The following is a 22,537-nucleotide window of genomic DNA, read 5'->3' on the forward strand; positions in this document are numbered from 1 at the left end:
TCAGCAGAGACCATTTTGTAGTATTCCACTGTAAGCGTGTATTCAGTATCGAGAGCTGTTTGTTCAAGATAGGTGGCTGCATTTGATACCAATGCCTCGTTGGGAAGGTCGCCTTTTTCTGGAACACCATTTTTATCTAAACGGTATCGAAGCCCGGTGGTTTGTGCATAAATGTTCAATTCTTTTAGTAAAGGGCTGAGGCCTTGCTCTTGATAGATAGCTTCGAAAGGGCATAGTTCGCAGGCATAAATGTCTGCCGTGGTTTCTTCGATTTGGCGATCAAACCACCTATCTAGATACAGGCTCAACGTAGCAATAGCCATGAAAGCTGCGATACCGTATATGGCAACCATACGGCCAATATAACTATTCAACATTGTTTGATACCTTGTACCCTATGCCCCGAACCGTATGTAGGAGGGGGTGGTCAAAGTCGTGATCGATCTTTTTTCTCAGATTGCTCATATGAACATCGATAACATTGGTGTTGGTGGTAAAGTTATAGCCCCACACATTTTCTAGCAGCATAGTTCGTGTCTGAACTCGATCAGGGTTTTTTAGCAATTGTTCGAGAAGTGTGAATTCTCTGGTTTTTAAATCGATTTTCCTGCCAGCTCGCGTTACCTCTCTAGTGAGGAGATTCATTTCTAAATCACCGATGGTTAGCCTTGAGTTTTCCTGGTTTGAAGAAAGTGGTTCAGAGCGGCGCATGAGCACTTCAAGCCGAGCTGTTAGCTCACTAAAGGCAAAAGGTTTTACAAGATAATCATCACCACCGCTTTTAAGGCCTTTCACACGTTCATCAACATCCGCAAGGGCGGACAGGATTAAGATAGGAACTTTGTTATCCACGGCGCGAAGCGCTTTGATAATAGACAGGCCATCCAGTTCGGGAAGCATTCTATCGACAATTAGAATATCGTATTTTTGATCCATTGCTAGAGTGAGGCCATCGCGCCCGTTACTGACGTGATCAATGCTATGCCCTAATTCTCGGAGCCCTTTAATCAGATATTCTGCAACGCCTGGGTCGTCTTCAATGAGCAAAAGATGCATCTTATCTACCTGTTGTTCCCGAACTGAAAGCCTTCTTGTGCAAGGCTAGTCTTCTATAGTTTCTTTATATTGACCAGTGTCTTCTGGCTGCCAGTCATATTCCATATTTCTGGCCGCCATTTTTGCAACCTTCAATCCTTTTAATCTAGCTACCAGATGAAGGGCCCCGTCGATGCCTGACGAAACACCGGCAGTGGTTAAAATTTTCCCATTATCAACGAAACGTGGACCTCTAATAGCTTCAAACCCTTGTTCTGCAGCCATGGCTGTGAGCCATTCCATCCAGGCTCCGTGAGTGGTGGTTTGCAAACCATCCAACATAGAAGAACCACCTAGAATGAGCACGCCATTGCAAACAGACATGGTGATAGCGCTTTTAGCTGAGGTTTCTTTGATCCAATCTATGGTCTCTTGTTGGTGGAGGATAGAGGCAACGGACCCACCTGGAATTATGAGAATATCTGCATCGGGCATATTAGCGAAACTATATTCTGGGATAATTCTATGACCCATGCCTTCATAAGCTTTATTTAAAGGGGCAACCGTATATGCATTGAAGACGTGAGCGTTTGCAAAAACTTCCATAGGGCCTGCCCAATCAAGAACATCAACGCCATCGAACACCAATATGGCAACATTCATTGTGTCAGTTGTCATCATATGATGGTCATCGGTTTTGACCTCAGCGAGGATATCCTTCTGTTTGAAGCGCATTAGTTGCTTGCGTCCTAACCAATCGAGTGTGCCTTCTATTTCTCCGGCGGTAATCAGTGTTCCTTGGAACTGAATACCCGCGTCAGCAAGAAGGAAGCGGATGTTCTTGCCGTCTGCTGCAAAGTGGATATCAGTGCTTGGCTTATTTTCCATCGCTCTCGTATCCATGCCCATATAAGTAAAGGTGGCTTCCAGACCTTGCCGTTTCTGGGTAACTTCGAAACTGATGGGATGTGTATGAGAAACCATTGGCATCTCTCCGTGCCAGTATCCGACGAGGGGAGATGGCACCTTCTTGAGAACCATCTGGTCCTTTGTATGATTTGATTTATATCGCTGTGTTACTCGGGTTTCACGTCGGCTGACATGGTCTGATGTTTTGTTTTCGGATTTAACATACACTTCTTGCGCGTGTGTTTTATCGGGTTGTTGTATTTCGGCGAAGAGGCCGAGACAGGCTGTCGTTAACACCAATCCAATCGTGGTGTGCTTTAAGGAGAATGCCATCACTATCGTTTCCTTTATTTGATGAGTGACGGCACGCTACTGTTTGCTCATTAAAAGAATCTTCGACTTAGATTAAAAGTTTTTCATGTTGCTCCTAGATTGATCAACCAGCTGATGGTCAGTACTTGTGGCAAAGTGATAACAGGAAGGAAAAGGGCAAATTTCCAGGATTTTGCTGTGTCTTTTAAAATCATGATTTCTGTATAATCTGTCGACACACCGGTCATTAGAAATGCGAAACTGTTTCCTGGTGCATTTGCTCGAGTGAGGAGGTCAGCTGCGATTGGTGTACTACCCTCTGAACATACTTCTATAATGGTTGCTACCAGTACAGTCAGACCAAGCCCGGCAAGGGTAGGTCCAAAGTATGTTTGAAAGCTTGCTGTATCAACAAACGCGCGAATTAAGGCAGCTAGTACTACACCAAATAAAATCCAACGAATAACCATTCGACTATCTTTTATACCCGTGATGAGCAAATCCTTGAAGTATGTGGAATCAAACCTTGTCGCTTTGATACCTGCAATAGCTGCGGGCCAAAATTTGAACTCTTCAGGTAAGTCTAGAGTGTTGGGGTTTTGGGGAAGCTTTCCTTCTTTAACCAACCAATCGAACAATAGCCCAGATATAATTGCGATCACCAATGAAAGGCCAATAAACGCTAAAGCCCAATTGAGACCAATCAGCGCAATGAGCACTATCGTCAAAGAAAAGCTATTCCAGGGACTTGCAACAAGAAAAGCAATAACTTGTCCTGCTGTGGCGCCTCGCTCATATAATTTGGCAGCAACCATTAAGATACCATGACTACATAGATCAAGTAGAACCCCTCCTAAAGTAGCTCTGACAATCCCGCCAAATCCACCATGGCGTCCAAAGATAGAAATAACAAATTCTCTTGGTATCTTAGCAAGGACTGCTACCATGAAAATCCCAATGGTAATGCCCCACCAAATGGTATTGATAAGTTCATAGACCGTAGTACTTAGTGTTTTAAGCCAAGCGATTTGCATCTGAATATCAGGTTGCACCAAATACGTTAAATACAGTGCAGCTACCATAGTTAATGATCCCCGCAGGAGCCAGTCAGGCTTACCTTGTTTACCATGGCATTTGGAGTTGGCTTGTTGGGAATAGCAACTATCCGTCATGAGTGATCTCCTCACCATAGAGATGACTTATAATACTACACTCGCTGAGTGGCTGTTCATCCGCGGGACAATATTTGGCTAGCCGTTCTAAGCTAGCTTGCATAAGCTGTAAGCGTTGAATTTTCTCCTCAATTTCTTGCAACTTTGTTTGAGCGCGGTCGTTTACCTGCGCACAGTCTGCTTCAGGATTGCCTGTTAAAGCCAACAATTCGCTAATTTCAGATAACGAAAACCCAAGGGTTTGAGCTTCTCGGATAAAACGTACCTTGTTTACGGTATCATCACCATAAACCCGATATCCAGATGAAAGCCTGTCTGGAGCAGGAAGAAAACCACTACGCTCGTAATAACGAATTGTTTCAACACCAACTCCTGTGTGTGCGGCCAATTTACCGATAGTAAAATGCTTCATGTTCGTCTCCTACACCCTGATTTTCTATGAGGGTGTCAAATTGATTCGTCGAACCCTACACCTTGAACTCTACTACAAGGTCAAGGGTTAATTCGCTGAGCTGGAACGCTGGAAGAATATTGGTTAATTTAATGATTGACCTTGGAGCATGGTCCAAGGCTATCCCTTTACTGATTGACTGCGGACCTTCTTTGAAGGGCTGTATTTCCCCTATGCATGTTCAATTGAGGCCCTGACACTATTTCCTCAATTGATACGGTTACGTTCCTCATGTGGCCAATCCTCGCATCGTATGTATAGGGTTACTTCCGGGAGGCGGTTATGCCTCCCGGCTTTTTATGCAAATAATGAAATATTTTTTCTTGACCCTGTAGGTAGGTCAAAAGTTATCAAGAGTTGTATGAAGGCGTTAAAGAACATCCTATCAATATTTTTTATATTCTCACTGTGTATAGGGGGAAGCGACGGGGTAGCGCTTGCGAGCATAGAATCAAACTTATCATGCCCCAAAATGCATCATGAAGCAGCTATGGCAATAGTACCTCATTCACTTGAGGGCAGTGAATGTACCAAGGCTGGGCAAGGCTTATGTAATGTATATTGCGGAACTGGCCTTCAGTATCAGGCGTGTGATGTTGAAGAGCCTTTCAGGCAGTATGTCTCGGGAAAAATAGTGTTCGACAGAATATCCAAGACATATATTGGATTTGTAGAGGACCAGCTAATTCCCCCTCCCGAATTGGTATAGAAAGCCGGAATTTATGAGAGTTTGTGGTTCAATCCTACTCCCAAGAACTACACCCTTCCCAAGAAAGCGAGCAAAGTATCATTCCCTTTAAACTTTGCTCCTGCATAAATTCCAGCTTTCCACGTTGGCCCAACGGTAGCAGTGCGGGTCAACCTGCCCTGAGAGGGGAGATACCGTACCAACCGCAAAAAGCTCTCTTCTCAGGGCTTAGTTTGATGGGCGTGTAGCTTGTAAACCAGCGGATATACAGACCCTGAGTTCTGTACAGAGGTTGTCATGAGGCCACCATTTCTCTTGATAACTTGGCATTGAGCCATCTGTGCAGAGTTCGTAACTTCCGGCAGGTCACCACTCGGCCTGCCGGCTTTTTACCAAGATGTTTCATGCATTAAACATGGCCATTTATTCAAGCACGCACTCTTCTCTATAGATACGGTTATCTCCTTTTTAATAGGAGTCGTATTATGAAGATATTGCGGGTGTGCTTGGCTATTTTATATGTCCCATTCACATTGATAGGTTTCAATTACATTGCCATTCAGATTGTCGTATCTGGGTATGATTACTATTTTTTAGTAATGTTGTTGGCCTTGGCGATCATGCTTTCATTTTTTGTAGAATACCTGATTCCTTACCAGAAAAACTGGAATACTGCACATAATGACAGTGTGAGAGACCTCCTTCATGCTTGTGTAAATGAGGCCGCCAACAGTATGTCGGTAATACTCTTGCCTATAATTGCGGCTTTTGTTCCCCATCTAAATTTTTGGCCAGATGAATGGCCAATATGGGGACAATTGTTACTAGCAGTTTTTATATCAGATTTAGGAATCACACTTGTCCATTATGCAAGCCATAAAAACATGTTCCTATGGCGATTTCATGCTGTCCATCATTCGGTCAAACGTATGTACGGTTTCAACGGTTTAATGAAACATCCTATACATCAAGCTTTTGAAACAATTGGAGGTACTTTCCCGTTAGTAGCTCTCGGAATACCAGTTGAGATCGCTGCTTTACTAGCATTTGCAATAGCCGTTCAACTGTTGTTACAGCATAGTAATGTAGATATGAAAATTGGCCCTTTGAGATATTTTCTTGCTCTTGCTCCCTTACATCGATTTCACCATATCAAGCGACCAATTGAGGGCGATGTAAATTTCGGCCTGTTCACGACTATATGGGATCGAATGCTTGGTACGGCTGTTTATGATGCTGATCGCATCTTTACATCCGAAGATTTAGGGATAGAGAAAGAGCCTGATTATCCCACTAAATATGTAGCTCAGATGCTTAAGCCCTTTTCTCGAGCGAATGATCGGGTGCAATAGTTATATTGATATTCAGAACTCCTTGAGAAGGAGAAACACCAAATGTTTGTTTCATAGTTCGAGAGAAATGTGCAGAATCTGAAAAGCCAGCTTCATGGGCGGCCTGTGTCAATGAATTACCTTTTCCAGTTAAATGAACTGCTTTGCAAAGACGACGCCAAAGAACATATCGCCTCAAAGGAAGCCCTGTAGCATTGCGGAATTTATTACTAAAAGAACTTTTAGACATGCCTGCTTGTTGCGCGGTGTTTTCTAACGTGATGTTACTGATCAATTGCTCTTCAATAAGAGTAAGAGCATGCTCAATTTTTCCATTAGAGACAATACGGGATGCCTTGCTTAGGTAAGCACACCATTTCTTGACATTGCACTTCTGCAATAGTTGAGGTGGAACAAGGGTGGGTTCAGCGTACACAATATCTACGTCATGGTGCGTAGGCCTCAACTGATGGAATGTATTAGAAGGGATTACAGTGAAATCATTTGTGGTTTTTTCAGAACCGTCAACATTCATTGCAAGTGGAACGTCAGCAGAAAATACGGCTTGTAAAGGATAATGCCTATGAGGGTGGGTGTCGCCAACCGGGCCTCTATAGTGTGCCCAGCCTAACCCCAGATTTAGTTTACCTACCCATTTTTTTTCAGTGCGATGATAAGTCATAGGAATGGGATGAAGCCTACTTGGGTTTGATATCTCACGAATGGTTTTCTGTATTGCCGTAAAGGTGGTTAACAATGCTACACTCGCTGAGGGGGCGGTTATCAGCTGGACAATATTTAGCCAAAGTTTTCAAACTTGCCTGCATTTTTTCAAGTTGAGAGATTTTGGCTTGTACTTCCTTTAACTTAGACTCTGCCTTCCTGTTAATCGTCGCACAGTCTGTATGAGGGTTGTCGGTTAATTGAAAAAGCTCGGATATTTCTTTCAATGTAAAACCAAGCTTTTTTGCTTCCATAATAAATCGCATTTTTCCAACAGTATCGTGATCGTATACTCGATATCCTGATGGGAGTCTTTCTGCTTTGGGAAGAAAGCCTTTACGTTCGTAATAACGGATCGTAGCGACATCCACACCTGCCTGTTCTGCTAGTTTGCCGATAGTAAAAACTGCCATCAAAACCCTTTCTGTGCGTCTGGCACTTTTAGGAAAACTAGGCAACATCATACGTTAAATGTAGCGATTTGAGAAGGTAGTTGAACCCCGTCATGATTGTGAGAAGAGGTTCAATGTTCTTCTGTAAGTATGGTAGTTAAATCCTCTTTTTTTCCCCAAGGAGGAAATTAAAATCTCTTCGGTAGAAGCGAAAAAAGAGTAACCCTATACCACTGATCGAAAAGAGAACTGCAAACAACGATGTAATAATAACGAGCCAATTGTTTGTGTCATGCCGTTCGTTGTAATCCATAATGTGGAGCATCCAGAAGAAGTCGTAAAACCTCCATATAGATGAACGCCGTGCGACAACTTTGCCCTCTACTGGGGAGACATAAATTGCAGAATTCTCTTTATCATCAAACGTGACCTGCCACACAGGTAAAGGGCCACGATAGTCCACACTCTTTTCACTTATCTCCACAACGCGTTTGATTTTTGCATTGAGAGCGAAATCAGCCAGAGCTACCTGTTGAGCTAGATCTGCTCCAATAGGAGAAATCAGGTTACCAGTTTGAGCATCTCTCAACTGCCTTTGGCCATTGTTGAGTTCAAGGTAGATAACCGGGTTCCCTAAAAAGTTACGGAATTCAATTTGTTTTGCAGAGTTCCCTGCTTTTTTCAGCAAGGCCGATATGGATATGAAATTTTGTTTGTTGGAAAAAATAAATTCCGTCTGAGGTGCAACTTTGTGTTGGCCTCTTACGGTATCAATGGGAATCCAAGTCATTACGAGACCACCAACGGTCCAAAAGACAAGTTGTACTCCCAATATTAATCCAATCCATTTATGAGTTTTGGCAAACAAAGTATGCCACTGCCTTTTTTTCATGACATTTTCCCAATAAACCCTGCTGAAAATTCAGCAGGGTGATTTAATTACTTATCGGCCCATTGAATCAAAGTGATGTACCAATTCCCCTGAACTTTCTGGAGCACCAGAAATTCTCGCGAGGTACGATCTATCTCTTTTCCTTTGTAAGATCCCGTAAGTCGGGAAAAGGTTGTTACCCAGGCTATATTTTCCATTATGCCTGTTTCGCGGGAGAGAATTTCGTGTTTGAGGTTTGGAAGAAATGCCATGTCAGACTTCATATGGCCATTCATATAACTAGCTTTACTTAGCTGAGCATGTTCGCCCTCTATAATAACTACATCATCAGCCAGTACTCTGGAAACGGTACTCACATCACCTGCTTGTAGGGCATTAAAGAACAGGCTTGCGATTTCTGCAGGCCCAGCCTTTCCAGGCAAAGAAGTAGTAGCTGGTTGGTTCCCATGATCATGTTCAGCACCTGAGGCCTCAGGTCCGTGATCGTGAGTTGGCTTATTGTTTTCATGGTCTGTACCGCAATCAGATCCCTTTTCTTCATGATTTCCATGATCGTGTTTTTTGGGGGCGGCACTGGTATTTCCGTGGTCATGTTGCGGCTGACTTGAAACTGTATCTCCATGATCGTGGCTTGCACCGTCTGCATGAGCATGGCCTTCTCCAGAAGTATCAGGTAGACGCATAACACCGACGCCATGTCGATACACAAGTTCTGCACCCAGGTATCCAGTTACGCCGACTAGACCGCTAACAACCACACTTAGTACAATAGTAAGGTTGGAAATAGTTTTTGCCTTATATACCCAGAAGGCCAATAGAAGGATGCTTGCAGCTGTAACTAATGCCCATAAACGGTGCACTTTCATAACCTTGTGGGCTATATCATCGTGAGCAACTGAGCTATAAGCATCAAAACCCGCCCAAAGTGTAAATGCTGTGATAATTGCACCTAACCATAGTGTCCATTTACCTGCTGTTTCTGCATAAGATTGCCAATCAGGCTTAAGCTTTGAAGCAAGCATAAAAAATGTAGACGACAGTATGAGGCCCACAGTGAAATGCACTAAAAAGGGGTGCCAGTTTGGAATGATTAAATTGTCCATTTTATTCCCATTTGTATTAGCCACTCCTTTAATGTGGGCGGCGGTCATAGATTACAATAACTCGCGGCAGGCCGAAGCCTGCCGGTTTACTAACTTGTTTAAAAGGTTCTTTTGAGTTGAATGCCGTATTGGCGTGGTTCGCCAAAGACCGATACAGGAAGAGAGCCATCTGCTTCTCCCAAAACATTCCTGCCTGAGGTAATGTAAGTTACATACCTATTGTTGGTTAGGTTTTGGCCATAAAGCGAAACCTCCCAATTGCCGTCCTCTGATAGATATGAAATGCGAGCATTCAGAAGTGCATATGTATCAGCACGGAATTGAGGCTGGTTGTTGCGCTTAAAGTCTACATTGTCGCGCCAAGCATAGTCAGTTCTGAAAGTCAGTTCACCAAAATCAGGCACTGAATATCGGTACTGTGCTCCAAATGAATACGCCCACTTCGGAGAGTTCGCGAGCCTATTACCGGAGAAATCTACACCATCTTCAAAGAAGTTTGTGTATGTCGCATCAAGATAAGCAACTGTAGCATTCAGATCAAAACCATCAGACACCCGTGCAACGAATTCACCTTCAAGGCCGTTAATTGTCGCTTTACCAGCGTTGGAAGTTGTCGCGACACCACCAACATATTCAACAACCTGCAAGTTGGTGTAATCGTACCTGAACGCGCCGATATTGGCTCGTAGACGACGATCAAACAATGTGGACTTAAGACCTGCTTCATAGCTCCATAGATATTCTGGGTCGAAGGAACCAGCATCACCCAACTGGAAGCCACCAGATTTGAAGCCGCGTGTTGCTGAAGCATATAGCAACACATCATCGCTGATATCATAGTCAAGAGCGAAACGAGGCGTCCAGGCTTTCCAGCTATCTTCTGGTGACCCACCATCGACTTCGGTACCGTTAACTATGGTCGCGAAATCATAGCTTTTCTTCTCATAGCTATAGCGAAGACCAAAAGTCGCTCTGAAACGGTCTGTAATAGAGTAAGTTCCTTGACCGAAAAGCGCATAAGCGTTGGTTACATTTCTTTCAGGAATTTCAATGGTGGGGTCTTGGAAGATCAGATCAATTCCGCCTGTACCATCTTCGTTCAGGAAAAAGGCACCAACAATCCATTCGAGCTTTTCTGGTTCATTGTTGGAAAACTGGATTTCCTGCGTGAAGGAACGTGATTGTTCTCTGAAATTGATATCAAACAGCGAAAGGTCTGTAGCATCCGCATCGATAACTTGGGCGATATCGCTTTCTCTATATGAAGTGATAGATTTGAAAGTAATATCTTCACCACTCCATGTAGCTGTTGAAGAAACACCCCAAACTTCAAGATTGCTAACAGGTGTAGTGTCGAAAGCTACTTCCCGGTCGCCTGTGGGAATTGTCGCACCAGCATCAGCAAAGCTTTGTGGATAGAAGGTACGTACTGCTGGGAAACCAGTTTCCCGTTCGTTGGTAAAGTCACCTCTCAGAACCACTTCAAATTCATCAGAAACATCGATAGCAATAGTTGCGCGTGCGCCGAAATTATCCTGATCTTGATAGGTGTCATCAGAAAGAATATCGGTGTAAATACCATCCCGATCATTCTTAAGAACTGTTGCCCTTGCTCTGACTTTATCGCTTAGTGGTCCAGATAGCGTGCCGCTGAATGTACGCTTGTTGAAGTTTCCTAATGTTACGCCTAGTGCGCCTTCCCATTCATCAGTTGGAGCTTTGGAAATAATATTCAGCGTACCACCTGTTGAGTTTCGACCAAATAATACCCCTTGTGGACCACGGAGCAGTTCAACACGTTCAATGTCAAACATATCCTGATAACCGGTAGTTGGACGAGGCTGGTAAACGCCGTCAATCTGAACAGTTGAACTCGGATCAGTCGCAACACCAAAAGCGGATGTACCAACACCGCGGATATTCACAATTGCCATGGAGTCATTTGTAACGGTGATGCCAGGAACAAAAAATGTAAAATCTTCAATGTTTCTGATGCCGATAGCAGCCATTACATCACCAGACAAAGCACTGATGCTCACAGGTGTATCCTGCAGGCTGGATTCGCGCTTCTGTGCTGTAACGATTACTTCTTCAAGCAAGCCGTCTTGATTGCTTTTCTCGGTTGCAAATGCCGTGCTTGAAAGGGTTAAAAGCGCACAACTTGATAGTAGTTTGATAGATTTTGAATGACTATATTTGATCATAGTTTCCTCCATATGGGCTAAGCCCAAATCTTCCTATTCCACGCAATAGACGCGGAATTCCTTATGAATGAATGAGTAAGGAAACGGGTTTTGGAGGGTGAACTAATGATGAGGGTATTGCGCTCACACAAGAGGTAGTATCCCAATCTACATAGTTGCGATTGGTATTCAGGTTCATTGACAATGCGATCAATTCCAACCCTGAATCACAAAGAACTCCTCCGGCATCGCAACAACTATCTGTATATGCATGAGGGTGAGTTTCTTCGGTATCAATGGATAAATTAAGATGCAAAGCGGCAAGGCTTCTAAATTCTAATTCATTTATTTCTACAATTGGATGCCTATTGGGAGCGTCGAACGAAGAAGGCGAATAATGCGATGTTGTTTCATCGTGAACAGAATATAGGTCTCCATTTTGCAATGTGATTGTTGGTGAAACAATCCATATTACAATTTGCAAAACATATATAAATGGAGAGGGTTTCATAATGTCAAACCGCTACCTTGAAGCCTTCTGATATAACTACAAATAGTACTGATGATTGAGGAGCCTAACGTTTGACCATGGTTCAGGGTCAAGCGTTTTATTGAGCTTGGTTAAAAAGCCTGTTCAGGAATTTCCGTATAAATGATTGATGATGGAGCAATCCGAAATCGGTTGGGAATTCGCAGGACAATATTGAGCAATAGCATCAAGATCTCGTCGCATGTTCTGTAATATTGCTATTTTTTCTTCTATTTGCAGTATTTTCTCCTTGGCCAAATCGTTAATCTGCTCACAATTTGAAGTTGGGTCTGTTGACAGTGACAATAGATCGGAGATTTCTCCTAGTGTAAAACCTAGAGCTTGAGCTTTACGAAGGAAAAGCAACTGTTTAATGTTTTCTTCCGTATATACTCGGTAGCCAGAGGGTAATCTGTCTGGTTTAGATAGAATACCGCTCCTCTCATAATAACGGATAGTTTCTACGCCAACGCCCGTTTTTTTCGCAACTTTCCCAATAGTAAGATACGCCATGGCTACACCTCTATAGCTCTATATTTCGTAGTCTTAGCGAATTGCCAATGACCGAAATAGAACTCAAACTCATGGCTGCTGCGGCAAATATAGGGGAAATCAATATACCTAAGAAAGGATATAGAACTCCAGCTGCTACGGGAACTCCTGCGGCGTTGTATGCTAAAGCAAAAAATAGGTTTTGTTTGATATTACTCATTGTAGCTTTTGCCAATCTACTGGCTCGGACGACACCAGTAAGATCTCCTTTAACCAGCGTGAAACCGGCGCTTTCTATGGCAACATCAGCGCCAGTTCCCATGGCTATTCCGACATCAGCTTGAGCCAAAGCAGGTGCGTCATTCACACCATCACCAGCCATAGCAACTATGTGTCCTTTGCCCTGCAATTCTCTGATAATTTTTGCTTTATCTTCAGGTAAAATATCTGCCTGAACGTTGTCTATTCCAAGCTTGTCAGCTACGGCCTTTGCAGTTTTGAAATTGTCACCTGTGGCCATGATAATCTGAAAGCCTTCGCTCTGCAGAAGACGTAAAGCTACTTCGGCGGATTTCTTAATAGGGTCCGCAACAGCTATCAAGCCGGCTAAGTTATTTTCAACGACGATGAACATGACCGTCTGCCCTAAATTTCTCCGACCATCTGCTAAGTTTGAAAGATGACCTGTTTCTAACCCCAGGTCGGCAGCCATTTTAGTATTGCCTAAGGCAACCTTCTTACCTTGAATTTTACCAATAACCCCCTTGCCTGTGATGGCTTCAAATTCTTCAATGTTCTGGAGGGCAATATGTTGATCGATTGCTCCTGTAACAATCGCCTCAGCAAGAGGATGTTCAGAACCTTTCTCCAGGCTTGCAGCAAGTGATAGAAGCTCCGTATCCGAAAAACCCTCTTCGGGAATAATATCAACTAATTTCGGCTTTCCTTCAGTTAGTGTTCCAGTTTTATCTACAATTAAAGTGTCCACTTTTGCGAAGCGTTCTAGAGCTTCGGCATTTTTGATCAGAATACCAACTTGAGCGCCTTTACCCGTGGCCGTCATAATTGACATTGGTGTCGCTAAACCCAGAGCACATGGACATGCGATGATAAGAACTGCCACAGCAGCAACAAGACCATAGGATAATGCCGGTGCGGGTCCCCACAAGGCCCATGATAAAAAGGACAAAACAGCGATCAAAATCACTATGGGAACAAATTGGCCCGCAACTGCGTCAGCTAGTTTTTGAATAGGCGCTCGAGATCTCTGTGCATTTGCCACCATCTCGATGATTTGACTCAACGTAGTATCTGCACCTACTCGCTTAGCTACAATAATCAGGCTACCTGTACCGTTGATTGTCGCCCCTGTAACATTATCTCCAATAGTTTTTTCAACGGGTACTGGCTCGCCAGAAATCATGGACTCGTCTACAGAAGAACGACCTTCTAAGACCGTGCCATCCACAGGTATTTTATCTCCTGGACGAATTCTGATTTTCATACTAGGCTCAACTTTTTCTAGAGGAACTTCTGTTTCAGAACCATCTTCAGCAATAATTCGAGCTGTTTTTGCAGCTAAATCCAGCAATGCTTTTATTGCCGACCCCGTTTTCTCTCGAGCTCCTAGTTCCATTAGCTGGCCAAGAAGCACTAAAACAATGATTACTGCTCCTGCTTCAAAATAGACACCAACATTACCATCGGCATCTCTGAAACCATCCGGGAACGTTTCAGGAAAAATAACTGCCGAAATACTAAATAAATACGCAGCTCCCACACCCATTGCGATGAGAGTGAACATATTAAGGCTTTTGAGTTGAATGGATTGGATCCCGCGCTGAAAAAAAGGTGCTCCGGACCATAGTATCACTGGAGTGCCTAAGACTAGCTCGGTCCAAAGTGTTAAACGTTCTCCCAAAAGATCTCTTATGAATCCTAATCCAACAAACGGTCCCATAGAGAGTATCAAAAGCGGAATAGTTAAAAGTGCGCCAATCCAGAACCTTTTTTTGAAATCAATGAACTCAGGGTTAGTATCCATGTTTGTTGCAGGTATACCTTTCGGTTCCAGTGCCATACCGCATTTAGGGCATGTGCCGGGGCCAATCTGCAAGATTTCCGGGTGCATGGGACATGTATATTCAGTTCCGTCAGGAAAGGTATCTGGAAGCGCTTCTGGATTAGTGTATTGATTGGGGTGTGCAACAAACTTTTCTCTACATTTTTTTGAGCAAAAGTAATGTTGAATCCCGGCATGAATTTCGAAGAATTCGGCAGATGGTTTGTCTACTGCCATGCCGCAAACAGGATCTCTGACAATTTCGATGTCATGACATAAGTCTAGGTTATCTTGCTTTAAATTCATCGGCTCCAATCCTTCACCTTTCACAGTTCATTTAAGGATGGAGCGAGTCTAAAACTTCCAGTAACTGGAAGAGCAAGGTGTATTGACTTTAGAGCTTAGCTTAGACTTACAAACAGTTTCAGATAGAATTACATCTATATTTTCTGCCTAAACGCGGGATTTCGAGGAAAGATATTTTCTACCCTTGACCCTGAACCATGGTTCAAGGCTATAAATTTGAACCATGCGATTCTACGAGTTCATAAAAGGCATCGTATCATTCATGATGCTGACAATCGTAATTACTTCCACTGCGCTAGCTAGTACAGTGGACCATTCGTGTTGTCCTGAGCTTGAAGAAATAATTTCTATGGATAGCGTCGCTGTGCATTTGGAGCATATCCAATACATGGAACCTATAAATGGTTCAGATGACACTCGACATGACAATTACCTTCAAACGCCTTGTGAGATTTCTTGCTGCATCAATTTAAGTGCTCTTGGTATTATGCCATATAATAAGATCGACTTATGCTCAGAGTTTAATCTGCGAGATTCCTCACTCCTCTCCTCTGATTTTGCCCGTTCAGCAGCTAACAGTCTAAATACACCGCCTCCACGTTTCCTGTCCTAGTCAGTTTTCCGAGTTGGATAACCGATTGCTGAAACGCATCTCGTTTGCGTCAGTCGTATATTCCCAATATACCCAAGGACATAGTAATGATAAAACCATCGTCGGCTTCGTTAGCCGTCTTATTAGCGACCCTGCCAAGCGTCGTTACATCGGATGTTTTCGCATATGAAGAAGCGCAACATCAGATACAAAATGAAATCAATATTGTACTCACGATCGATGAGGCTGTTAGGCTGGCCCTGACTTCTGATGACCCTTACCTCCGGCAACCGGAAGAAATGGCTTCTTCATACGAACAGGCTGGTATCGCAGATAGTCAGTTAGCGGACCCTAAAGTGCGGCTAAACTTTGCAAACTGGCCTTTGGATAGTTTTAGCTATTCTCAGGAGCCTATGACCCAAATTCAAGTTGGGGTAAGTCAGTCCTTTCCAAAAGGGAATACTCTCAAATTTCGTCGTGAAAAACGCAATGCTCAGGCAAAAGGTGAAAGGCATAAGCAAGCACTTCGTGAACGTGAAGTAGTCCTGGATACTCGTATGATTTGGTTAGAACTGAGCTATCTCAGTGGCGCAAAATCAAAGATTCAGGAAAGCCGTACCGCAGTAAAAGAACTACTAACTGTAATACAATCGGTATTCTCTTCCGGCAGGCAAACTTCTCAAGATATCCTTAGAGCTGAACTGGAGATCAGCATTCTAGACGACCGTCTTGTCAATATTGAACGACAGACCGCTATGTTGCGCGCTAAGTTGGCCCGTAGAATTGGAAACAAAGCATTCAGTGCACAAATCCCATCGTCCCCTCCTGGGTTGAGGCATCCAAGCGACCCGACTGCTGTCCTTGAAACATTAATTAGCCATCCTGCTGCAAAACTGCGAAGCGCGATGATTGAAGCGGCAGACAAGGATGTTTCAATCGCAGGGGAATCATACAAGCCAGGTTGGACCATCAATGCTGGATATGGGGCCAGAGGAGGCGATAGAACGGATTTTGCCTCTGTCGGAGTTACTATGGACCTCCCTTTATTCACTGAAAAAAGACAAGATAAAAGAGTTCAAGCCGCTAAAAAAGCCCGTCAAGCCAATCGCTTTTCAAAAGATACGGTGCTTTTGGAGTTGCGTAAGCAATTACAGGTGGCTCGCGCAGACTGGGAACAATTGGATGAAAGGATAAAACTCTATCAGTCTGTGGTCCTTGTACGTGCCAAAGATACACGAGAAGCAAGCCTAAATTCCTATCAAAGTGGTGTGACAGACTTTCCTGAACTTGTTCGTTCGAGATTGGCAGAACTAGACACCGAACTCAAAATAATTCGCCTTAAGGCTGATCGATTTAAAGCTCAGGCACAACTCCTGTTTTTAGAAGGTGAAAATGATGCGTAAAATTCTTCTGACATCTACAATTGCACTTAGTGTAGGGCTAGGCCTTGGTTTTATTGGGCGCGATATGTTTGGCGACACTGGGCAGTCTGGTCCTTCAAATTCGAAGGAAAAGGAAATTTTATATTGGGTGGCACCCATGGATAAAAATTTCCGCAGTGACAATCCTGGTAAATCCCCAATGGGTATGGATCTCATACCTGTATATGAGGGTGAGGAAGCTGGGGCAGATGACCCAAATGCACTCAAGATTAGTGCTGCTGTAATTAACAACATTGGTGTTCGTACTGAAAAAATCGGCCTAGAAGATTTAGCCCGAGAAGTTGATACCGTTGGCTATATTACACCAAATGAAGATTTAAGTTCACATGTCCATGTACGTTCAGCGGGCTGGGTTGAAAAATTGTACCGCAAGGCCGTAGGTGAATGGGTACAAAAGGATGAACTAATTTTCGAGTTGTATTCTCCAGAATTAGTTAATGCTCAAACTGAGTTTGTTCAGGCGATTAAGCTAAAGCAAAGTGCGTTAAAGGTTGCGGCGAAAGAACGTTTGAGAGCACTGGGGATGGAAGAAGGTCAAATTTCCCAGTTGGAACAGACAGGTAAAGTCAAACAATTGATAGAAGTCAGAGCACCACAGGACGGCGTTATACTAGCTCTTAATATCGGAGAAGGTATGCATGTTACACCAGGTAAAACGGTGTTTTCGCTTTCAGACTTGTCCAGTGTTTGGGTGAAAGTCGATGTCTTTGAAGGACAATCAGATTGGATTAAGGAAGGCCAAGATGTCCAGATGACATTGCCATTCCTTCCTGGAGAAAACTGGCAGGGAGCAGTTGACTATGTTTACCCCTTGGTGGACCCCAAAAGCCGAACAGTTCAGGTGAGACTTGCATTTGAAAATTCTGCAGGTCGATTGAAACCTAACATGTATGGTGAAATCCGAATAGAAGCCGAACCACTTGAGAATGTCTTAACTATTCCTCGTGAAGCTTTGATCAGAACAGGTAAAAATGACAGAGTGATTATCGCTGTCGAAGACAATAAATTTCGTCCGGCTGAAGTTTTAGTTGGTCGAGAATCTGGCGATAGACTGGAGATTAAAGCTGGTCTGCAAAGTGGCGAAACTGTCGTTACCTCGGGTCAGTTCCTTATTGACTCCGAAGCGAGTATTAATAGCTCATTCCTCCGCCTTCTAGATGCTGGGACAGAATCTGAGGATAATTTAGCCCATGAGATGGAAATGGAAACCCATCACGGCATGGGCACAGTAAATTCTATTACCGGCAAACATACCGTTAACCTTACACATCAACCAATTACCTCTTTGGGGTGGCCAGAAATGACCATGGACTTCACGGTTTCCAATTCTGTGGATCTCTCCCAATTCAGCGTTGGTGACATGATGCACTTTGAACTTCGAAAGAATTCAGAAGGCATGTTTGAAATCACTAGCGCATCGAAAATGTAGGAAACGGAGACGGAAATGATTGCTAATATTATTAAATGGTCAATTTCCAACCGTTTTCTGGTTGTGATATTGACCCTATTGTTTACTGGGTGGGGGGCTTATTCGCTTTCCAAGACCCCTTTGGATGCAATACCTGATCTGTCGGATGTACAGGTAATTATTAAGACAACGTACCCTGGGCAAGCTCCGCAAGTTGTAGAAGATCAAGTAACTTATCCTCTAACCACGGCAATGCTCTCTGTACCTGGGGCGACGACGGTTCGGGGGTATTCGTTCTTCAATGACTCGTATGTATATATCATCTTTGAAGACGGTACAGATCTATACTGGGCAAGATCGCGGGTACTGGAGTATCTAAGCCAAGTAGCGCCAACTCTCCCAGCTGGAGCACGATCAGCACTGGGACCTGACGCAACAGGGGTTGGTTGGGTCTATCAATATGCTCTTATCGACAGGAGTGGCAAGCATGATCTAGCCCAGTTGCGTAGTATTCAGGATTGGTTTCTGAAGTATGAGCTACAAACGGTAGAGGGTGTCTCCGAAGTTGCTACGATTGGAGGCATGGTTAAGCAGTATCAGGTTGTGGTGAACCCTGCGAGACTACGTGCCTACGACATTCCCCTCAATAAGGTAAAAATGGCGATCAAGATGGGCAATCAGGAAACTGGTGGTCGTGTTATTGAGATGGCCGAAGCAGAATATATGGTTAGAGCTTCAGGCTACATTGATGAAATTGCTGATCTTGAAGCAATCCCTGTCAGTTTGTCACCCAATGGTACCCCCGTCCTATTAAAAGATATTGCTGAAATTCGTATGGGGCCAGAGCTTCGCAGAGGTATTGGAGAACTCAATGGTGAAGGCGAAGCCGTCGGTGGTGTGATCATCATGCGTTGGGGTGAAAATGCGCTCTCAACAATTGATTTGGTGAAAGAAAAGTTAGAAACTTTAAAGAAGAGTCTACCAGAAGGTGTTGAAATCGTTGAAACCTATGACCGTTCTTCACTTATAAATCGCGCTGTTGAAACGCTGAATGAAAAGCTGATCGAAGAGTTTCTTGTTGTTGCTTTAGTATGTGCAGTTTTCCTTTTCCACTTAAGGTCATCTCTTGTTGTGGTGTTAAGCCTGCCAGTAGGTATTTTGGCCGCAATTATCGTTATGAATAGTCAAGGTATTAATGCCAACATTATGTCTCTTGGCGGTATAGCTATTGCTATCGGGGCAATGGTAGATGCAACAATTGTTATGATTGAAAACTTCCATAAACATATGGAAGAAGAGGAGATAACATCAGAAAATAGATGGGAGGTTGTCTCAAAGGCTGCTGTAGAAGTAGGGCCACCACTATTTTTCTCTCTACTGATTATTACGCTAAGTTTTGTGCCGATTTTTGCATTGGAAGCGCAGGAAGGAAGGTTATTCCATCCTCTAGCATTCACCAAAACATATGCAATGGCGGCAGCTTCAGCTCTCTCTATTACTATTGTTCCCGTTTTAATGGGGTATTTTATCCGGGGTAAAATCGTTCCAGAGCACAAAAACCCTATCAACCGAGGGTTAATGGCAATCTATAAGCCGTTCATTGGCGCTGTGCTGAAATACCCTAAAATGATGGTCGTGATTACGTTGTTGATCATGGCAAGTGCATATTATCCTCTCAGCAAGATTGGTGGCGAGTTTATGCCGGATCTTGATGAGGGCGATTTGCTGTATATGCCGAGTGCCTATCCCGCTATCTCTGCTGGTAAAGCGGCGCAGATTGTCCAACAAACCAATAAACTGATTAAGACTATTCCTGAAGTGGAGGTTGTCTACGGAAAAGCAGGCAGAGCTGAAAGTGCTACAGACCCTGCTCCTCTCACGATGATTGAGACGACAATTAAGCTTAAGCCGCGCAGCGAGTGGCGTAAAGGAATGACCACAGAGAAATTGAAGGCTGAGCTCAACCAATTGGTCAGTGTTCCTAGCTTAACCAACGTATGGATCATGCCAATCAAAAACCGCATTGATATGCTAGCAACTGGAATTAAAACACCAGTTGGTATCAAGGTAGCCGGTCCTGATCTAGAAGTTATCAGTCAAATCGGTCAGGACATTGAAGCTGTTATGAAAGATGTACCTGGCACTGCTTCGGTTTATGCAGAGCGGGTAACTGGCGGGCGCTATATCAATACCGATATTGATAGAGTGAAAGCCGCACGATATGGGCTGAATATAGCAGATGTTCAAGATGTCATTCGCACAGCAATTGGCGGTATGTCAGTTACTGAAAGCGTTGAAGGTCTTGAGCGCTACCCCGTCAATTTGCGCTATCCTCGCGATTACAGAGATTCTCTTGATCGTTTAAGGTCTCTCCCTATTGTCACACCAATGGGGGGACATATTCCGCTTGGCCAAGTTGCAGATATTACCGTTAGTGGTGGCCCAGGTGTTATTCGTAGCGAGAATGCTCGTTTGAACGGTTGGATTTATGTAGATATTTCCGGCGTTGACATCGGCAGTTATGTAAAAAAAGCGAAAGAAGTTGTTGAAAATAACATTGAACTTCCCGCTGGTTATTCAATCGCATGGTCCGGCCAATATGAATATATGGAAAGGGCAAAAGAAAAGCTGAGTGTAGTGGTTCCTGTTACACTGATTATCATCTTACTTTTGTTGTTTATCAACTTCAAAAATCTAACATCTGTTCTCATCATTATGGGTACATTACCTCTATCGCTCGTAGGCGGTATCTGGCTCTTATATTGGCTTGATTACAATCTATCAGTTGCTGTTGGCGTAGGCTTTATCGCATTGGCCGGTGTTGCCGTTGAAATTGGTGTGCTGATGATCGTCTATCTCAATCAGGCCTGGGAGCGCGTTCAAAAAACAGTTGAAAAAGAAGGTCGAGAGCTAACCAGATCTGATCTGGCTAAGGCTGTTGTTGATGGTGCACTTCTCAGAGTTAGGCCAATCATGATGACGGTTGCTGTTATCATCGCAGGTTTGCTGCCAATTATGTTGGGTACAGGCACTGGCTCCGAGGTGATGCGGAGGATTGCGGCACCAATGGTTGGTGGCATGATTAGCGCTACAATACTAACGCTGCTGGTTATTCCTGCTGCCTATTTATTGTGGAAGTCTCGGGAAACTGTTGTCGAAACTCAAGCAATAAATCAGAAATAGGGGGCAGCAATGACTAATCTGTTGTTTTGGAAGTTACATGCTCTTTTAGCGCATATTGCGGCTATCCTTATCATTACATCTACTGTGTTTTTTATGGTTGATTACCTTAGGAAAAAACACAGCGAACAAATGGGTGGTGTCGCAAAATGGCTTCTCTGGGCAGGTGTTTTGGCTGGTATATCAGGAGCATGTTTTTGGCTTATAGGCCCAAGTGAACTGCAAGGCGTGAGTAATACCCACGCACAAATTTCCTCGTATATTGGAACAGCAACATTTGCACTTGTTGCAGCTGTTGTCTTTGCATTCTTATTTCCTCACGGAAAAAAAGTGAGTGTGCAACAAGCAGCCAGTTCTTTCTTCGTTGGTGCTTTGGTCATCGTCGCCAGTATCGAAGGGTTTGGATTGTTCTATGGAGGAACACCGTTCTTTCCGTCTAACAATGAAACTTTAAAAGATACATCTTCAGGGATGAATAGCACGAGTAGCTCAGATTCAGTGAAAGAGTTTGTTGTTCAGTTTCAAACGGCACTACACAGTGATCGTTTTCTGGAAGTTTCAAATGCCTTTGATAGACAAGCCATCATCTTTGAAAATGGCGCAAAAGAACCTTCACTTGATGTTTATTTAAATGACCATCTTAAACCAGAAATGGCAATGCTTAAAGCAGCCAGACGCACTGTTCTTTCTCAGGAAATTACTGAGCATGGGGCGATCGCATCCGTTGCAACCCGTTCCTTGTTGAGCTTCTCAGTTAAAGGTGAACAGAAGCAATTTGATAGCACTGAGACGTTAGTGCTCTTCAGGTCTGATAGCAGTTGGAAAATCGTGCATGCCCATTGGTCATCACGGCCACACAGAAACTAACTTTAGGTTTTATGAAAGGATTTACTTATGAAGTTTTTTAAATTGCTCCTTATGGCAACGGTTATTGGTGTCTATTCGCCGGTGGTTTATGCTGACGGTGGGCACTCGCATTCCAAGAAAAATCAACAAAAACAATCTGCTATGGTTCACGCTAAGGTCAATAAAATTAAGAGATCGGAGAGAAAAATTAATGTCTCTCACGGCCCAATTAAACAGTTGGGTTGGCCTGCTATGACGATGGATTTCAGGGTGGCAAAAGAAGTCAAACTTGATTTGATCAAAGAAGGTCAGGAGTTGATGATCTCAATTGAGCCTGGTCCAGATGGATTATACATCATTAAAAAAGTCATGATGCACTAAATCTAACACATAGTTTTTTGGTTAGGGCCTACTGGCCCTAACTTTACTGATATAGAAACAGCTTCAGTTTTGAGAATCGTATATTTTGGTACAGACTTATTATCGTCC

General features: G+C 43.6%; 18 protein-coding genes. 6 read left to right on the forward strand and 12 right to left on the reverse strand.

Going from position 1 to position 22,537, the window contains the following annotated elements; translation table 11 throughout:
- The 5 genes from MF542_RS16705 to MF542_RS16725 form a co-directional block, all read right to left on the reverse strand.
- Nucleotides 1-377: hypothetical protein (locus MF542_RS16705; protein ID WP_247021571.1), on the reverse strand; the 377-nt coding region annotated here is incomplete at its 3' end.
- Entirely contained in the window at nt 367-1,056 is a 690-nt protein-coding gene (locus tag MF542_RS16710) for a winged helix-turn-helix domain-containing protein (RefSeq protein WP_247021573.1), read from the reverse strand. The genes MF542_RS16710 and MF542_RS16705, both read right to left, overlap by 11 nt.
- Before the next feature lie 45 nt (nt 1,057-1,101).
- A complete protein-coding gene (locus MF542_RS16715) occupies nt 1,102-2,277 on the reverse strand; it encodes a DJ-1/PfpI family protein (RefSeq protein WP_247021575.1) in 1,176 nt (391 codons plus the stop codon).
- A gap of 83 nt (nt 2,278-2,360) precedes the next feature.
- Nucleotides 2,361-3,428: a permease gene (locus MF542_RS16720; RefSeq protein WP_247021577.1), complete on the reverse strand. Its 1,068-nt coding sequence runs from the start codon at nt 3,426-3,428 to the stop codon at nt 2,361-2,363.
- Nucleotides 3,418-3,840 (reverse strand): heavy metal-responsive transcriptional regulator, encoded by a 423-nt coding sequence (locus MF542_RS16725; protein ID WP_247021579.1) that lies wholly within the window; start codon nt 3,838-3,840, stop codon nt 3,418-3,420. Before MF542_RS16725 ends, MF542_RS16720 begins: the two co-directional genes overlap by 11 nt.
- 1,212 nt (nt 3,841-5,052) lie before the next feature.
- Here MF542_RS16725 and MF542_RS16730 point away from each other — a divergent pair.
- Nucleotides 5,053-5,919 carry a sterol desaturase family protein gene (locus MF542_RS16730; RefSeq protein WP_247021581.1) on the forward strand — a complete coding sequence of 289 codons (867 nt, stop codon included), beginning with the start codon at nt 5,053-5,055 and terminating at the stop codon, nt 5,917-5,919.
- On the opposite strand, the gene MF542_RS16735 is transcribed toward MF542_RS16730, so the two are convergent.
- The 7 genes from MF542_RS16735 to MF542_RS16765 all read right to left on the reverse strand — a co-directional run bounded on the left by MF542_RS16735 (nt 5,882) and on the right by MF542_RS16765 (nt 14,580).
- Nucleotides 5,882-6,655, reverse strand: a complete 774-nt coding sequence (locus MF542_RS16735) for a helix-turn-helix domain-containing protein (RefSeq protein WP_247021583.1) — start codon at nt 6,653-6,655, stop codon at nt 5,882-5,884. The genes MF542_RS16730 and MF542_RS16735 overlap by 38 nt on opposite strands.
- On the reverse strand, nt 6,615-7,034 hold the full coding sequence (locus MF542_RS16740; RefSeq protein ID WP_247021585.1) for a MerR family transcriptional regulator: 420 nt from the start codon (nt 7,032-7,034) through the stop codon (nt 6,615-6,617). The genes MF542_RS16735 and MF542_RS16740 overlap by 41 nt, the downstream gene beginning before the upstream one ends.
- Before the next feature lie 136 nt (nt 7,035-7,170).
- A complete protein-coding gene (locus MF542_RS16745) occupies nt 7,171-7,905 on the reverse strand; it encodes a PepSY domain-containing protein (protein WP_247021587.1) in 735 nt (244 codons plus the stop codon).
- A gap of 47 nt (nt 7,906-7,952) precedes the next feature.
- Nucleotides 7,953-9,008 (reverse strand): DUF2231 domain-containing protein, encoded by a 1,056-nt coding sequence (locus MF542_RS16750; RefSeq protein WP_247021589.1) that lies wholly within the window; start codon nt 9,006-9,008, stop codon nt 7,953-7,955.
- A 98-nt stretch (nt 9,009-9,106) separates the two neighbouring features.
- Nucleotides 9,107-11,212: a TonB-dependent receptor gene (locus MF542_RS16755; RefSeq protein ID WP_247021591.1), complete on the reverse strand. Its 2,106-nt coding sequence runs from the start codon at nt 11,210-11,212 to the stop codon at nt 9,107-9,109.
- Between the two features lie 613 nt (nt 11,213-11,825).
- Nucleotides 11,826-12,233, reverse strand: a complete 408-nt coding sequence (locus MF542_RS16760) for a heavy metal-responsive transcriptional regulator (protein WP_247021593.1) — start codon at nt 12,231-12,233, stop codon at nt 11,826-11,828.
- Between the two features lie 10 nt (nt 12,234-12,243).
- Nucleotides 12,244-14,580, reverse strand: a complete 2,337-nt coding sequence (locus MF542_RS16765) for a heavy metal translocating P-type ATPase (protein WP_247021595.1) — start codon at nt 14,578-14,580, stop codon at nt 12,244-12,246.
- Nucleotides 14,581-15,279: 699 nt separating this feature from the next.
- Here MF542_RS16765 and MF542_RS16770 point away from each other — a divergent pair.
- The 5 genes from MF542_RS16770 to MF542_RS16790 are packed head-to-tail and all read left to right on the forward strand — an operon-like array spanning nt 15,280 to nt 22,429.
- Complete coding sequence (locus tag MF542_RS16770; protein ID WP_247021597.1) at nt 15,280-16,575, forward strand: TolC family protein; 1,296 nt, start codon at nt 15,280-15,282, stop codon at nt 16,573-16,575.
- Nucleotides 16,565-18,043: an efflux RND transporter periplasmic adaptor subunit gene (locus MF542_RS16775; protein ID WP_247021599.1), complete on the forward strand. Its 1,479-nt coding sequence runs from the start codon at nt 16,565-16,567 to the stop codon at nt 18,041-18,043. The genes MF542_RS16770 and MF542_RS16775 overlap by 11 nt, the downstream gene beginning before the upstream one ends.
- A gap of 15 nt (nt 18,044-18,058) precedes the next feature.
- A complete protein-coding gene (locus MF542_RS16780; protein ID WP_247021601.1) occupies nt 18,059-21,205 on the forward strand; it encodes an efflux RND transporter permease subunit in 3,147 nt (1,048 codons plus the stop codon).
- 9 nt (nt 21,206-21,214) lie between these two features.
- The gene (locus tag MF542_RS16785) at nt 21,215-22,069 is read left to right on the forward strand and encodes a nuclear transport factor 2 family protein (protein ID WP_247021603.1); all 855 of its coding nucleotides are present in this window, start codon (nt 21,215-21,217) and stop codon (nt 22,067-22,069) included.
- A 27-nt stretch (nt 22,070-22,096) separates the two neighbouring features.
- A complete protein-coding gene (locus MF542_RS16790; RefSeq protein ID WP_247021605.1) occupies nt 22,097-22,429 on the forward strand; it encodes a copper-binding protein in 333 nt (110 codons plus the stop codon).
- The last annotated feature ends 108 nt before the right edge of the window (nt 22,430-22,537 follow it).

It is taken from the genome of Kordiimonas laminariae (assembly GCF_023008165.1).
Classification (GTDB): Bacteria; Pseudomonadota; Alphaproteobacteria; order Sphingomonadales; family Kordiimonadaceae; genus Kordiimonas; species Kordiimonas laminariae.